At 38.9% G+C, this 16419-nt stretch carries 12 protein-coding genes; 6 read left to right on the plus strand and 6 right to left on the minus strand.

Annotation, left to right across the window (positions count from 1 at the left end; genetic code table 11):
• Positions 1–69 precede the first annotated feature (69 nt).
• Entirely contained in the window at positions 70–1170 is a 1101-nt protein-coding gene (locus IPO27_08415) for a hypothetical protein (protein ID MBK8846544.1), read from the plus strand.
• A 7-nt stretch (positions 1171–1177) separates the two neighbouring features.
• On the opposite strand, the gene IPO27_08420 is transcribed toward IPO27_08415, so the two are convergent.
• The 5 genes from IPO27_08420 to IPO27_08440 all read right to left on the minus strand — a co-directional run bounded on the left by IPO27_08420 (position 1178) and on the right by IPO27_08440 (position 9072).
• A complete protein-coding gene (locus tag IPO27_08420; GenBank protein MBK8846545.1) occupies positions 1178–5833 on the minus strand; it encodes a PKD domain-containing protein in 4656 nt (1551 codons plus the stop codon).
• Positions 5834–6214: 381 nt separating this feature from the next.
• On the minus strand, positions 6215–6682 hold the full coding sequence (locus tag IPO27_08425; protein MBK8846546.1) for a DUF1569 domain-containing protein: 468 nt from the start codon (positions 6680–6682) through the stop codon (positions 6215–6217).
• A gap of 12 nt (positions 6683–6694) precedes the next feature.
• Positions 6695–7324, minus strand: coding sequence for a dTMP kinase (gene tmk / locus IPO27_08430; protein MBK8846547.1), 630 nt, complete (start codon positions 7322–7324; stop codon positions 6695–6697).
• A gap of 126 nt (positions 7325–7450) precedes the next feature.
• Positions 7451–8167 (minus strand): oxidoreductase, encoded by a 717-nt coding sequence (locus tag IPO27_08435; protein MBK8846548.1) that lies wholly within the window; start codon positions 8165–8167, stop codon positions 7451–7453.
• A gap of 98 nt (positions 8168–8265) precedes the next feature.
• A complete protein-coding gene (locus tag IPO27_08440; GenBank protein ID MBK8846549.1) occupies positions 8266–9072 on the minus strand; it encodes a 2,3,4,5-tetrahydropyridine-2,6-dicarboxylate N-succinyltransferase in 807 nt (268 codons plus the stop codon).
• Between the two features lie 131 nt (positions 9073–9203).
• Between IPO27_08440 and IPO27_08445 the strand changes: the two genes are divergently transcribed.
• The 4 genes from IPO27_08445 (at position 9204) to IPO27_08460 (ending at position 13339) form a co-directional block, all read left to right on the plus strand.
• On the plus strand, positions 9204–11057 hold the full coding sequence (locus tag IPO27_08445) for a hypothetical protein (GenBank protein ID MBK8846550.1): 1854 nt from the start codon (positions 9204–9206) through the stop codon (positions 11055–11057).
• Positions 11058–11059: 2 nt separating this feature from the next.
• Positions 11060–11443 carry a preprotein translocase subunit SecG gene (gene secG, locus IPO27_08450; protein MBK8846551.1) on the plus strand — a complete coding sequence of 128 codons (384 nt, stop codon included), beginning with the start codon at positions 11060–11062 and terminating at the stop codon, positions 11441–11443.
• 226 nt (positions 11444–11669) lie between these two features.
• The gene (locus IPO27_08455) at positions 11670–12806 is read left to right on the plus strand and encodes a serine hydrolase (protein MBK8846552.1); all 1137 of its coding nucleotides are present in this window, start codon (positions 11670–11672) and stop codon (positions 12804–12806) included.
• Positions 12807–12955: 149 nt separating this feature from the next.
• On the plus strand, positions 12956–13339 hold the full coding sequence (locus tag IPO27_08460; protein ID MBK8846553.1) for a DUF805 domain-containing protein: 384 nt from the start codon (positions 12956–12958) through the stop codon (positions 13337–13339).
• 248 nt (positions 13340–13587) lie between these two features.
• On the opposite strand, the gene IPO27_08465 is transcribed toward IPO27_08460, so the two are convergent.
• Positions 13588–14349 (minus strand): hypothetical protein, encoded by a 762-nt coding sequence (locus tag IPO27_08465; protein ID MBK8846554.1) that lies wholly within the window; start codon positions 14347–14349, stop codon positions 13588–13590.
• Between the two features lie 376 nt (positions 14350–14725).
• Between IPO27_08465 and recN the strand changes: the two genes are divergently transcribed.
• Entirely contained in the window at positions 14726–16384 is a 1659-nt protein-coding gene (gene recN / locus IPO27_08470) for a DNA repair protein RecN (GenBank protein ID MBK8846555.1), read from the plus strand.
• The last annotated feature ends 35 nt before the right edge of the window (positions 16385–16419 follow it).

The raw sequence follows: 16419 nt of genomic DNA on the forward strand, positions 1-16419 counted from the left end.
AATATTCATTAAAAAAAATATGGCCTAGTTTGTTAAGGCATAAAGATTTGAACAATTTGTATGTTTGATTTGACTAAAGTAAGAACTCTTGGTACCCAGGCAATCACTTGTGGACGGATTAATCTTGCTGGTGAGCATACTGATTACAATTTGGGAAAAGTAATGCCGGTGGGCTTACCGTTCACTGTTACCACAAGCATTGTCCTCAATCAACTTAAGGTATCGCGTATATATTCTGCTCACTTCGAACAATGGATTACGATTGATCATGCACATCTTCAACCGACAATGCCCGGGCATTGGCAAAATTACTTGTATGGAGTGTTATTTCAACTTCAGGAAAAATTCGGTCATCATTTTCCATGTGTTGATGCGGTTGTTGATTCCGATGTTCCTATTGGCGCAGGGCTCTCTTCATCGGCCGCTCTTACTACCTCATTTGCCAAAGCGCTGTGTACGTTGTTCGGCTTGCATATAGAAGAGATTAAACTTGCAAAACTTTGCATGAAAGCTGAAGTGCTTTTTGCTAATGTAAAATGCGGACTGCTTGATCATGCGGCTTCATTGTTGTCAAAGGTTGGACAAGCATTGATACTTGATTGCCGCACTTTCAACTATTACCATATACCATGCAATCTAAATAATTGTAACCTGATAGTATTGAACTCGCATGTAAAACATAATCTGTCGCAAGGTGGTCATCTTAATCAGTGTAACGAAGATTGTTATGATGCGGTTGAAGTTGTAAACCAGCATGTGCATCAGGCTCAATGCCTTGCCGATGTGAGTATAGCTGACTTAAGGCAGATAAAACAATTGCTTCATCCCGCAGTTTACATGCGCGCAACGTATATGATTAATGAAATGTACAGGTTTGCAAACTACGAGCAAGCACTTATGACAGGAGATATGGAAACCATGGGGAAATTATTTAACCAAACCCATTATGAGCTTTGTAACTATTACTATATCAGTTGCCCTGAGATAGAAGCATTAAAAGCTATTGCCCAATCATGTAGTGGGTTTTATGGAGCTAAATTAACCGGAGGTGGGTTGGGAGGGTGTACAATTAATCTTGTTAGTAATGAACACACCGAACTTTTTATTGATAAATGTTGCAGCCAGTATTACAAACTAACAGAAATTGAATGCACAGCATTGCTTGTGTAAATGATCCTTACCTGATTAGATTTACAAAACCCTTGCGTTCGAATTTATTTTGGGCTTTGTCGGTAATGAAGAATTGGTATACATACACTCCGGGTGGAGCAAGCCTTCCATCATTATTATAGCGGCCATTCCATGGTGTTGGCATTTGGCCCTGACTGCGATAAACCGGTTGGCCCCAACGGGTAAAAATGGTCATATCGACAAAGTCGATATTTACACCATACATGGTAAAGCCATCGTTTACATTATTCTCATTAGGTGTAAATGCATTAGGCACAAAAAATAAAATGGTATCATTCACCACCACTTCTTTAATGGAGGTATCGCGGCAACCATAATCATTTGTTACCACCAACATAACAGGGTAGGAGGCAGGCACAGCAGGGTAAGTATAGGATGCATTAAAAGTTGTTGAGGTTTGTCCCTGTTCAAACCACCAGTAATAGGTTGACCCGTATTGCGACAAGTTTTGAAAGTAGATGGAGGGATTCATTAAATTGGCAGGGTTGGGCGATGCATAGAAATCTGCAATAGGCTGAGGATCGGGAAATATTACAATGTCTTTTTTTAAGGTATCAAAACATGCTGAGTCTATTGAAGCAATAAGTATAACTTGAAAAGTATCTCCCTGAAAATACGTGTTTGAAGGATTTTGCAGATAGCTTTCGTTGCCATCACCAAATTGCCACCAATATCCGGTAGCATTCATACTATTATTATTAAAGCTGATTGAAATAGGATAACAACCTTCGGTGGCAGAAGAAGTAAAATCTGCCTTAACCTCTGGAAAAACTTTTATGGTATCGTATGCAGTATCGGCACAGTAATAAATATTTGATGCTATAAGCATAATGTTTACAGTTGCTGTATCGGTAAAACTAAATACAGGATTGCTCTGATTACTTGTGTCACCTCCACCCAAATCCCAAAATGATATTCCGCCATTTATGCTCAGGTCATTAAGCACCAGGTTGGCAGGTGTGCTGCACGGAGGTTGTTGCACCGCACTTATTATAGCTTGAGGCACCGGATAAGCATTAATAGAACTGAAGGCTGTGTCGTCTTTACAGCCATTGCTATCAATGGCAGTTAATGTTACAGTAAATTGTCCAGGTACCTGATAATTGTAACTGGGGTTGGCACCATTGAGCGTGTCACCGGTTCCGGTACTCCATTGATAATAGTTGGCTTGCGTACTCGTGCTAATAAAATTTATCGTAAGCGGAACACATCCGTCTATTTTTGGAAAAGTAAGATTAGCATGAGGATAGTCAAGCAACTTAATAACCTGTGATGCCGTATCGCGGCATCCTGTTCCTACCGAGTAGGTTATCAATTGCACCGTTACAAGGCCTGTATCGGTATAGCTATGAGTGGTCATGGTCAAATTACTATCAGGTGCCGAGTTGTCGCCATATATCCAATAGTTGCCTAGCGTAAATTGGGTGGTATCCAAAAATGAAACAGGTTCGTTACCACAATTTACTGGCTTTACCACAAAGCCCGAATTGGGTTTATCGAAAACAGTAATGGTTTGTGATACCGAATCGAACCCGCAGTAATTATCAGTCCATTGCCAAACAATATAAGTACCGGCACTATCAAACGTATGGGTAATAGTATCGCCAAAGCCAGTGTTGCCATCACCAAAATCCCATTGCACCGTTGCAGATTGTGAGGCTATACTACTAAAATTTACTGTAAGGGGAACACATCCAAATGTAAAATCAGTATTGAAAAAGGCTTGCACATTATTAGGTTGAATGGTAACGTATTGAATTCCGGTATCGATGCCACATTGGTTAGATGCTACCAGCATAACCGTATAAAGGCTATCGAGCGAATCGGCAAGAAAAATTTGTTGACCTAAAACCTGAGCAGAACTGTAAAGGCTGTCGTTTATATACCACCAATAGTTGGTTGCGCCACCTTCGGTAATATTTAAAAAATTAATTGGAGCAGGCGAGCAGCTATCTCCCAATTGCACACCAAACAAAACTTCGGGAATAGGCCAAACTGTAACCGTATCAGTATACGTTGCGCTTCCGCATAAGTTTGTGGCAGTTAAGGTAACCAGATATTTTATAGTATCTCCTGTTAAGGCTGTGTAGGATGTGCCCGGTGGATCAAACAAGTTGCTTGTCACACTGTTTCCAAAATCCCAGTTATACGTTGCATCCCAAAAGAAGGTACTCTGATTAATTACACTATCAGGCAGGGTGGTACAACCCTCGTCTGTTACTAAGGAGAATAAAGCATTGGGCGGCTCCGAGATGATGATGGCAGTGTCAACCGTATCGCGGCAGCCCGATAGGTTATCCTGAAGGTACATGGTAACCGTAAACGTATCGGTTAGTAAATAGGCATGCGTTACCGAATCTCCTGTGAGTTGCAGCGAAGCATCGCCAAAATCCCAAATCGCTGTTGCTCCGGCAATGCCATTTACAAAACTTAAGAGAGTCCCTTTGCATGGTAAACCAAAGGTTGCAAAGTTTGAATTGATAGGTGCAAAAAAGTTTACCATAAGCGTGTCAGGGGTAATACATCCGTTTGGATCTGTAATGGTATAAACGATGGTATCATTTATTGGGTAGGCCAGTCCCGGATTGTAAGCACCCGTAAGTGTATCTATTATTCCATTGCCCCACCATACACCACCGGGAATATTACCTGTAAGATTAAAAATGGTGCCATTGCTACACAGCGTAGTGTCATCTCCTGCATATAGTGTTGCGCCTGTTACATCAACAATAAAACTATCGCGCTGCTCACAACTGCCGCTTCCATAGGTGTACAACAAATAATTCTGCTGTTGCTGCGCTAAAGTTGGGTTAAACGAAGTAATCGGGATGCCATTCCATGACCATAAACCGGGAGGGTTGGTTAATATGGCAAGTGGTAATGCCGGATCATATTTACATAAAACCGTATCGTTTGGCACCGAAAAAATTGCCGGAGGTATTAACGTAAATGTATCAGTAAGAACGATGCTGTCGCAGTAGTTCCAGGCAATAACGGTTACGATATACGTTGTAAACTGATTGATATTTATGGCGGCAGGATTTGACGAATTATCGTTTAAATAAATATTTCCTGATGTATCAATTACTACCCATGAGTATCCGCTATCAGTTGGTTGCGGTGTTAAACTAAAATAGTTGGATAGATTTAAATTAAATGCAAGGCATGAATCCGGAATAGTTGCAAGTACACTTAATTGAGGATTTGCATTGAGTGCAAAACTAAAAAATGCTGTAGTATCAGGGCAGCCTGCAGTAGAGGCGGCAACACTGAAAATATAGTTGGAAGGTGTGTTGTAAAACAATACAGGATTAGTGCTCGTATTGGTTGTACCATTAAGATAACTGGCTCCTGGTGCATTCCAGTTGTACGTTTGCCCACTTGGCGAATTGTTGGTAACAAACACTGTGAGTGTATCGCATCCATCTAAGGTGTTGGTTACAATATTTAATTCGGGATGAGCATTGACTGTAACATTAGTAGAAAGCGAATCGGTGCCACAAGGGCTTGTAACCACTAACTTTACGGGATGTACTCCCGGAGTATTATAAAATACCGGGGGCGGGTTAGCTGTGGTGGCGCTTGCAGGATTACCACCTGTAAATGTCCATTGATAATTGGTAATGCTTCCTTGAGGATTAAATATGCCATTAAAATTATTTACAAATCCTGAATCACAAATTGGTGGTATGGTCATTAGCGAAAATTTTGGCCCGGGCAATAAACTAAATATCGTATCCCAAGTGCATATAGCCGGCTGAAAACAACATCCATAAGCTTCAACATGTATCTGGTATTGTCCACTGTCATTTGCTGTTATGAGTGGAGTGGAATCAGCAGGCATGGTAATAATTGGAAAACCCAGCCAGGCCGACCATAACACCGAGTCGAAGGCAATTCCATTAAGTTGCGTGAGCCCTATTGCAGGGGCGCAAGAATCTGTAAGGCTGATAACCGGATGAATAAAAGTAGGGGGCCTTACATGTATCGGAAGGGTTTGCGTTAGTGTGTCACAGCCATTTCCCATAGTTAACGAAACAACATAATTTCCTGCATTAGCATATTGCCACGGAATGATAGGAGGAGCAAATATGGTAGTTGTATTGGGGCTAATCTGATAAGCTATGCCTGTAAAAGTACTGTCGCCCATAACACAGGTATATTCTGACGAATCTATCAGGCAACTATTTGAACAAACCGTATCGGTTTGTATAATAAATGGTTCGTTAGCACAAATGGTATCACTCAGCAAATAAAAGCCAACATTGGGATTAGTTCTAATGGTGATGGTAGTGCTAAAATCTGCATAGCTATATCCGAAAGCGCAGGTGTCTACGGCACAAATTTTTATGGTTGCAAATATTTTTCCACAAGGTGTGCAGGTGTCAGAAGGGTAATCGTACTTGTGCGTTACCACGCCAAGAAAATTGCCCGGCAGGGCCGAGTATTGATCATCGCCCCAACATACATAGATAGAGTCTATAGAACCTTTGGTACTATCTATTGAAATGGCAACGGTGTTGTTAATGCAAAAAAGATTTACTCCTTGCGTGCTCACAGATAGATTTATGGCTCCACAGGCTGTATCTGGTCCAAAGTTATCGCATGGGCATAGCTGCGAAAAGCTTTTTGAAGGAAGCATTAAAAATAACAAAAACATTATCCAACTCACAAAAGCATTTGAAAGAAGACGAAAATATTTTCTACGTAATAAAGTATTCAAAATATTTGTGTTATGCATGCGAAAAATTCATGAGGCTTATAATGGTGCACATTTGTCCAAACAAGCCCTCTATTAATTAGTTTGTAAAACTAAAAATAATAATGAAATATTTTACATTTAATAGAAGCTTTAAAAGGGCATGTTTTACAGTTCAGAAGCGAAATTTCCCTGCCGACTTCCAAACATTGCTACTATTCGCTAGCTAAGGAAGTAATAGTTTAAATAATTTAGAAACTTCAATCAATTACCTGCATTGAAAGAAGTGAAGCTGTTAGGCGATTTCGGATTCTAAATTTTTCCTTAAGCTATTAGTTTAAATTGCCGTAAATGATGCCTGAAGTGTTTGTGAAATAAATGGGTCCATTGCTCAAATGTTAGCGGTCCGAAAAACGGGTTCATTTGAATTTTAGAATGATCATCAGAAAAGAATAATTCGAAATCCGAAATTTCTTGCTCCAATTCTTTTATGGCAGCTGCTATGTTTGCCAGTTTTACTGGCGCAGGAGCTTTTGGCAGTAAGCTGTTTGGTGTATTGGGTCTGAACTCTTTATCACTCAACATAAATGCCTGCAATTTTTCAAGGTTCTCGGCTGGTGTTATCAGGCTATGAGGATCTTTGCCATTGGCAATGCGCACACTATCGCTAAGGTGTTCTATCATTTGCTGAACATTCATCAGTCCCCAATCGGGTACTTCGTCTCCACTGAGCTTTTTCAATAAGTAAATTGCATCGTGCTTTAAATATTTCAATTTTTCAACTTGTTCCATTTTTTGTTTTTTTTATGAAATACGTTTACTTACAATTTCCCATATTTCTGTATGTATAGATTCAACATCCCGATTGCCATCTATCAGGATGATATTTTCATCGCTTCCAAAGTTTTCGAAGGCACTCATAAACGCATTATGTGCTTTATGAATCTTTTCTTCTGTTTCAAATAATTCTTTATTATTTCGGTTTTCAAGTATTCGTTGAGCACAACGTGCTGGGTCGGTATTAATATAAAAAGTAAAATCGGCTTTAAGTAGTTTTTTACTCAGGCTATTAGCTTGCACCAACCAATCAACAGGCACATATTCTGATTGAAAAGCATAATTCGAAAAATAGTAACGGCTGCAAATTACGTGAGTGCCTTGCCCAAGATGTTGGAGCATACCATGTTCAGAGTTAAGAATATGCTCAAGCCTGTCGGCAACAAACAATGCGCCCAACGTTTCAGGTGCCATGGTACTCTTATGCTGAAGGGTTTCGCGTATCATGGTGCCAATAGCATAGGGGGTAGGTTCACATGTTTCAAATACTTTTTGATTATGCATTTTTAATCGAGAAATGAGCTTTTCCATCTGTGTAGATTTGCCACTTCCATCTACACCTTCAAAAACAATAAACCATCCTTTGTTATTCTTCATATTTATTGGCGACAGTTGCTCAGGATTTTATTTAATAAAATCAAAATACGCATCCTTGTTGTGATAGTAACTTTCTTAATTTACCTTGATAATAATTATGTAAATGAGTAAAACTAAATATCGGTATTAGTCGTACGATTCAAATTTAATAGCTTTTTTATCATAGCCCATTGCTTCGAGGCGAGTACGTGCTTCTTTGAGCATATCGGCCCATCCACAAATAAAAAATTTAGCAGGTCGTTTGTCAGCAAAAACTTCTTCGTAAATTGAATGCACATAGCCTTTGCGGCCATTCCAATCGGCATTATCGCGAGACAATACCGGCATAAACTGAAACTCAGGATGCTCTTCCTGAAGCTTTTCCATTTCGCCCCGGTATAAAACATCTTTCGTAAATCTATTACCAAATACCATATACAAATTTTTGTGCGGCATTTGTCTATTGAAAACATCCAACAACATGGAACGTAAGGGAGCTATGCCCGTACCGGTGCATATAAAGCATATGTCGGTATCTATTACTTCGGGCAAGTTAAACTTACCTAAGAAGCGCGAAACTTTACAAGTAAACCCGGGCTTGTAATGCTCGAATAAATATGGGGTGCCAAGCCCTGTAGGATTAAGAACAATGCATAATTCAATTATGCCATCGGAAGAGGGAGCACTGGCAATACTATAACTTCGGTTAGTGTATTTGCTATCAATGGGCAAATCGAGCATAACAAACTGTCCTGCCTTGAAATTGCTGCTTTGAGCTTCAGGCATTTTTATGTAAAATCGTTTTACAACATCCGATTCGTTTTGTACATCAACTACGGTAGCATCATTAAATTCGTATGGCATTGGCTTAAAGAAGTTAAATTGATAATGGCAAACCTAAAATAAAAAATTGATTGATAGATTTTTTTAGAAATAAAAATGCAGCTACCTTATTTGCATACTTACACTGCCACCGAAAAATCTCTGAGCGCATCGTTAAGTGAGGTTTTGGTATTGGTGCTTTCTTTTCTCTTTCCAATAATAAGCGCACATGGAACCTGATACGTTCCTGCAGCAAAGTTTTTAGTATAACTACCGGGAATTACAACACAGCGTTCAGGCACAATACCTTTCATTTCTATAGGTTCTGGCCCGGTTACATCAATTATTTTGGTTGACATGGTAAGTACCACATTTGCGCCCAGCACAGCTTCTTTGCATACGCGCACCCCTTCTACCACAATGCATCGCGAACCAATAAAGCAATCATCTTCGATAATTACCGGAGCTGCTTGCACGGGTTCGAGCACTCCGCCTATGCCAACTCCGCCACTCAGGTGCACGTTTTTGCCTATTTGAGCACAGGAACCAACGGTGGCCCAGGTATCAACCATAGTACCGCTATCTACATAAGCGCCAATATTGACATACGATGGCATTAGTATTGCCCCTTTGGCTATATAAGCACCATAGCGTGCTACAGCATGCGGTACCACACGCACTCCCAGTTGTTCGTACGAATTCTTCAATTCCATTTTATCGTAAAATTCCATTGGCCCTGCATGCATGGTTTTCATTTCACATATTTGAAAATACATGATTACCGCACGTTTAACCCAATCATTTACTTGCCAGCCATCGTCCGTTGGTGTTGCCACGCGAAGCTTTCCTTTGTCAAGCGCCTCAATTACATTTCGTATAGCTTGCCTGCTGCTTTCATCTTTAAGCAGGTCGCGGTTTTCCCATGCTTTGTCTATAATGTCCTGCATATAACTTGTATAGTTTCGGGCAAATGTATCAGAAATTGCATTCTCCTTTTACAGAGAAATGCGCAATTTCCACTAAAACTGATAAACAATATGATTTCAATTTTTACATTTGCCTTGATATCTTTATCATCATGAGCAATAATAGTATACTACAGTACATAAGTCAGGAGGGGTATTTAAACAATGCAACATTAGAGTACCTTGACGACATTATTACCCGCTTTCCTTATTTTCAAGCGGCACATTTTGTGAAATCAAAAGTGTTGCATAGTACCAATAAAGTAGACTTTGCACACGCTATAAAGCAAGCAGCTATTTATGCGCCTGATCGTAGTAAGTTACATGAGTTTATTAATCAGCATTATGAAATGCAAGAGCAGGCTGATAGCGATACTGACCAAGATACTTGCACATTAGTCTCGGATAGCGAACTGGCAGCGTTGAACTTGCAAACTACCGATAAGGTCATGCATAACTTTACGGATGGAATACTACAAAATCTCGAGAATAATTTCGAAGCACAACCAGCTGATGAAATTAAGGTCGACTATGCAGATAATAAAGCAAGCAATTCAACATTTGAAGATGAGACATCCACATTTTCAACCGATGAAATAGTAGATGCAACAACGATTGAAAATGAAATTGATGCAGCTAATGATATACTAACAAGTAACCTAGAAGCTGAAGTTGCAGAAGAACAAACTATACAGGCTAATGATTTCGATGATGAAATAATAGATACAACAGGGCTTGAAACTGAAATTGAAATTGATGTTGAACACGATATAGTAAGTGATAGCTTGGAAGCTGAAGTTGCAGAAGAACAAACTATGCAGGCCAATGATTTTAATATGACTAGTGAGGATATTGGTATCGACTTTGTACATCCCGAAATTGCTGAAGAGGCGGCTTTGCAAGTTGATGAGTCAACACAGGAAGAGGCAATAAATGCGGATGATGAGGCAGCACATGAAATTGCCAGTAACCAAAGTTTGGAACAAATAATTAGTTCGCGGTTAGACGAAATAGAATTGCAAGCAAAAGCAGAGGATCAAATTGCAGAAGAGATGCATACAGCCCAAATGCAAGAAATTGAGGAACTTATGATGTCAATTGAAGCAGCTAAGGAGCTGGAAATGTCTTCTAATGAAACAGCACAAGCTGCTGAAATAAATATTACAAGTGAGGATATTGGAATTGATTTTAATCATCCTGAAATAGCAGAAGAATTGGAATTAGAATCCGACTTAACCGGAGAAGAGGAGATAAGTAGCGATGATGAGGCTGCTCATGAAATGGCCAGTAACCAAAGTTTGGAACAAATTATTAGTGAAAGAATTAAAGAGATTGAAATTCCATCAGCAGAGGATGATTCTGAGGTCTTGCAACAAATACTTGAAGCGGAACCAACCCATGAACCGCTCGCGGTTGATGAAGAGGAAATTCCATTAACCCGGGAAATAACTGAAGCATCTACCGTTTTACCAATATCAGATGTTGATGAGGAAGAGGAGAGCCTCGAAAAGCACGCTTATGTTACAACAAATGATAATGTAACAGAAAACACAGACAATGATTTTTTTGGATGGTTGAAAAAGATTAAAAGTCCATCTACAGTTAAAAAGTCGGTATCGAATAGTGATTTGATACAGACATTTATAGAAAGTAAGATCGATGTTGAGCCATCATTTGAGATCGAATTTGTGGGAAAGGATGATGATAAAACAAGCATTATTGATGAGTTTATTGAAAAAGACCCACGCATTGAGCCTATGAAGGCAAGTTTTTATAAAGCCAGCAATATGGCTCGCAAAAGTGTGGAGTTTAATGATGATGTGGTAAGTGAGACACTTGCGGCTATATTTGAAAAGCAAGGATTGGCCGAAAAAGCAATAAAAGCTTACGAAAAATTATGTTTGAAATATCCCGATAAAAGTCATTTATTTGCAGCCCGAATTGAAAAACTAAAAAACACAGAATAAAAATGTATCTCTTATTATCAATTATTATCATCATTGTAGCCCTGTTACTAGGAGGCATCGTATTAATACAAAGCAGCAAAGGTGGAGGCCTTGCCGCAGGTTTAGGCGGAGCCAATCAGTTTGCCGGTGCGCAACGTACAACCGAAGGCCTTGAAAAAATAACTTGGGGATTTGGAGCAGGATTAATGTTTCTGGTATTATTGGCAAGTTTTGCTGCTCCTAAAATAAATACTTCGAAAGCTACCGAAACCACAGTGGAAGAAAGCCGATTAAAGGACCGTTTATCTACCGGAGTATCCGTAGGGCAACAACCGGCACCTGCTGCTAACACCACACAACCGGCTGCCACCGCTGCACCAGCGCCTGCACCAGCACCCGCCAAATAATTTGGTTTAATGGAGTTATCCTAACATATGTAAAAGCCCGCTCAAGCGGGCTTTTTTTGTGCATCCAAGTAAAGTTTGCTTTTTTTAGTTAAGCTTAAAAAATAGAGGACTGTTTTGCAAGTACAACATTTGAGTTTGATGGTTTATATTTCAGGATTTAACAGGTTTTAATAAATCTTGAAAAATGATTTTTACTTTCTTATTATTGCAATAAACATTTTGACTTATGAAAAAAGTTTTTCTCGTTTTCATCACAATTATTTTGGTGGTAAATGCAGGTATGTTCCTTACCGGTAACAGGCACCTTTATAAGGCTATCTATCATACGTATGCAGATATTGATGACTATAAAATATTTGAAAATAATACAATTGCTGCTACCTCTGGCGCCCCATGGAATTTACACACCTCTTATAACAAAAGCACCATGCTGCAAGACTTTGATACACTTATGGAAGCATGGGACAGCAAAGCATTTGTAATAATTAAGAATGACAGTTTACTCTTTGAGAAATATTGGGATGGATATAATGACACAACTATTTCAGGGTCGTTTTCAGTTGCCAAGAGCATAGTGAATGTACTTGTAGGTTGTGCCTTGCGCGAAGGAAAAATAAGATCGCTGGATGATGCAGTAGGTAATTATATTGATGAGTTCAATATCGGTGCGAATAATAAAATAACCATCAGGCATTTGTTACAAATGGCCTCGGGGTTAGAATGGGATGAGGCTTACAGCAGTGCATTTAGCATTACTACAAAGGCTTATTATGGAACAGACTTGTATAACCTTTGTGCTAACTTACAAGCGCGTGAAGCTCCGGGTAAAGTATTTAATTATCAAAGTTGTAACAGCGAGTTGCTAGGCATGATAGTGATAAAAGCTACAGGAATGTCGCTAGCAGCATATGCTGCGCAAAAGCTTTGGATACCCCTACAAGCAGAGCACAAGGCACTATGGAGTGTTGATAGAAAGGATGGCCTTGAGAAAGCGTATTGTTGTTTTAATGCCACCGCCCGTGATTTTGCACGTATCGGAAAACTGTATTTGCAAATGGGAAATTATAACGGACAACAAATTGTTGATACATCCTTTGTAATCAACTCTACCACACCAAATCAACTTGCAGAAAGCGATGGCACACCCTGCTTGCGCTATGGTTTACACTGGTGGTGTATTAATAAAAATGGTATTCAGTGTTATTTTGCCCGTGGCATTTTGGGGCAATATATTTTTGTGTTTCCTTCGCTTAATGCCATAGCTGTAAGACTAGGAAATGGTCGTGGAGAGCCCACTCCCGATAAGCAACTTACCGATATTCATTTTTACGTTGATCAAACAGTGGCATTGTGTAAAAAATAATTTTCAAAATGGTTTACTCTTTAAGAAATTACTTTTTATTTGTAATTATTGAATTCAACGTTTTAAACAAAAGGAAACTGACCTCCTAATTGAATGGCAGGGTGAAACCGAAAAACCTAAGAGTAGGACTACCTTAAACAAAAAAAATTATGAATTGGTTTATTAAAGCTTTAAAACAGTATGGCGATTTTAAAACGCGTGCGCGCAGAATGGAGTACTGGATGTTTGCAGTTTGTCAGTTAGTGTTCCTGATACCAGCAATGTTGTTGGATAGTTTATTGGGAACAAATTTTGAACCCTTGCCTTATGGGTTTATTTACATGATTACAGCTTTAGTATTTTTTGTGCCAGGCCTCGCAGTCTTTGTGCGCAGAATGCATGATGTGGGCAAAAGTGGTTGGTTTATTTTAATTGCTTTTATTCCTTTAATTGGAGCTATTTGGTTATTGGTATTATTGTTTACAGATGGCCAACCGGGCGAGAATAAATGGGGCCCAAATCCGAAGGAAGCCAACCTCGACCTTATGAAGTAATTATTTTTAGAAAAGCAAAAGGTGAATTTTATATTTCGCCTTTGGACATAAAAAAAGCTGCCAAATAAGGCAGCTTTTTTTTGATAGATTCTTTATGATTTATATTCTGAATTTATTTTCAACCAGTTTTTTTGTTTCTCTAATTCATGTTTTGCATGAATTGCAATTAGCTAAAGAAAAAAAACATAACTATGATAATCCACAAACTCGTCTTAGAAAACGTTATGAATAATAAACGTTCACTACGATTACTTCTTCTTTTTATCTTTTGATTCTTCCTCCTTAGGCGGGTTTTTAATATAATCCAAATTGTTTTTAGCAAGCTCAAATTCAGGAAAGACTTTCAAGGCTTCTTCAAAATGAGTGGTTGCCTGTTTATCATCTTTTGCATCTTTAGCCATTACTCCTTTTAAGTTATGTATGGCTGCGCTTATTGGAACATCCTGTCCGTTATATTGATCGTAGCTGATGTTAATTTTAGAAGTTGCAGCTGCAGGGTCTTTAAGAATGTTGTCACAGGTTAAGGTGCATTCTCCAACACGTTGCAGGCTGTACTGTAACACGGCAATCTGATACAATGAGCCTACATTTTTCGATTTGGCGTATAATTTTTCGTAGGCATCGAGTGCTTCTTTTTTACTACCTAATGCATCGTAGCAAATTCCGGTAATCTCAAGCATGGCCTCATTGTCAGCTTGCTTTTCGAGCACAATACGAGCAGATAATAAAGCTTGTTGAGTGCTACCTAACGAGTAATACAAACGAGCAAGCGAATCGATATAATCGATTCGTCCAGGGTTTTGAGTGAGTAAATTAAACATGGCCTCTTTGGCAACAAGAAGGTCGCCAAAAACCATCGCATTTTGATATAATTTTACATGATAAGATACGGTATCGTTTGCAGAGGCTGCAGCAGAGCCCGCAGTTGGAGCAGGTTTTGCGCCTTGCGAAAATGAAAAGGTCACCATTAGCATTGCAAGTGAACTTAGTAGGATGGTTTTTTTAAGCATTGAATTATTGAATTAATTAATTGTTTTGTATGAAGTCATTTTTACTTTTTTTCGATTAATGTAAGAAATCCATCAACTCTAATTTCTTAGGTTACCCAATAGTGCTAAGGATGGGTTTTGCGTCTATTAGATCACTTCGTTATTGCAGGATTTTTTACATTTGGAGGTGCGAATATATACTACGCGAAACCGTTTGTCAAGATAAAATATGCAAAGCCCACTACCTTGTATTAATAAATCGCAACCTCATCCTTAAGCCTCATTTTAAAAGAAAACTTGAGATATAGAAGTTAATAATTCAATTGCTGTATATGGGAGATAGGTGCTGTTCTTCATTTAAAAACAGTAAACTTGCCCCGATAAAAGTAGATTAGCTATGCTTCAACGTCTGATAGTAAATAATTATGCCCTCATACAATCGCTTGATATAAACTTCGATGCAGGTTTGAATATTATAACAGGCGAGACCGGTGCTGGCAAATCTATTATTCTTGGCGCTCTTAATTTGATATTAGGCGTACGTGCCGATGGTCAATCGCTGCTCGACAAGCAATCAAAATGTATTGTCGAGGGACATTTTATTTTTAATAATAATTTGTTCGAAGCACTATTTCGTCAACTCAATCTTGACTATGACATAGCAGGTACTATACGAAGAGAAATTACCAAAGATGGTAAGTCTAGAGCATTTATAAATGATACTCCGGTTACACTTTCGGTTTTAAAACAGGTAACATCGCAGTTGATAGATATACATTCACAACGTGATCATTTCATTTTCGATAATGTGGCTTATCGCTATCAGGTACTTGATGCTTTTGCCGGTAATGCCACGCTTATGGCTGAGTATACTGCAACCTTTAATTCGTTCAAAGAGTCGCAATGGCAGCTGATGCAGTTGCAGGAAGAGGAGCGTAAAGCCAAATCCGAATTTGATTACTGGCAATTTCAATACAATGAATTGTCTTCAATAGCTTTATCATCTGGCGATCCAGCAACCACAGAAAATGATTTGAAAGTATTGGAGAATGTGGAAGCAATTAAAAAGGAATTGCAGGCTGCTGTGCAAATCCTGTCCGGTGATGATGCAGCAGTTGCTTATATTAAGCAGGCGATACAACACTTGCAACAAGTCTCAAGGTACGATGCGGCTTACGAAGATATGGCGGTGCGCTTGCGCTCTGCATTAATCGAAATTAAAGATATAGCTGATGAATGCGAAGATAAAAGCAACGGCCTGGTGTATGACGAAGAAGCGGCAACACTTTTAAATGATAAATTAACTGTGTTGAACAAATTGCTTACCAAGCATAATGTGCGCACAACAGATGAGTTGCAGGTGATTAAAAATGAACTTGAAGTAAAACTAAATGATTTTAGCAGTATTGAACTTAAAATAGAAACATGCAATAAGCAAGTAGAACAATTAAAGGCAAAATGCAAAGAACTTGCAAATACGCTTTTTAAAAAACGAAAGGCAATTACGGGTAAGATAGAAAGCGAAGTTGAAAAAATATTGACACAGTTAACCATGCCAGATGCACGATTTAAAATTGAAGTAATGTTGAATGAAGATGCAAGCCTCTCGACAACTGGTATGGACAGTATGCAATGGTTATTTCAAGCAAACAAGGGTCATGCATTAAAAGACCTTTCGAAAACTGCGAGTGGGGGAGAGTTATCGCGGCTGATGCTTGCACTTCAAGCGCTGCTTGCTCAAACAGTGCATTTACCTACCATGATATTTGATGAAATAGATACAGGGGTTTCAGGTAATGTAGCTATACAAGTTGGCAATGTAATGAAGCAAATAGCATTAGGACATCAGGTAGTTACAATAACACACTTACCACAAATAGCTGCAAAAGGGCAAACACATTTTAATGTTTTTAAAACATTGGAAGGCACCCGTACACTTACGCAAATTAAACAATTGAGCCAGCAAGAGAAAGTATTGGAAATAGCACGTATGATAGGTGGCGCAACACCATCGCAAGCCGCAATGGATAGCGCTCTTGAGTTAATGAGAAATTAGAAAATACGCTACCTTAAATTGGTTTTACGAAATGG

It is taken from the genome of Bacteroidota bacterium (genome assembly GCA_016714535.1).
Taxonomy (GTDB): Bacteria; Bacteroidota; Bacteroidia; order AKYH767-A; family OLB10; genus JADKFV01.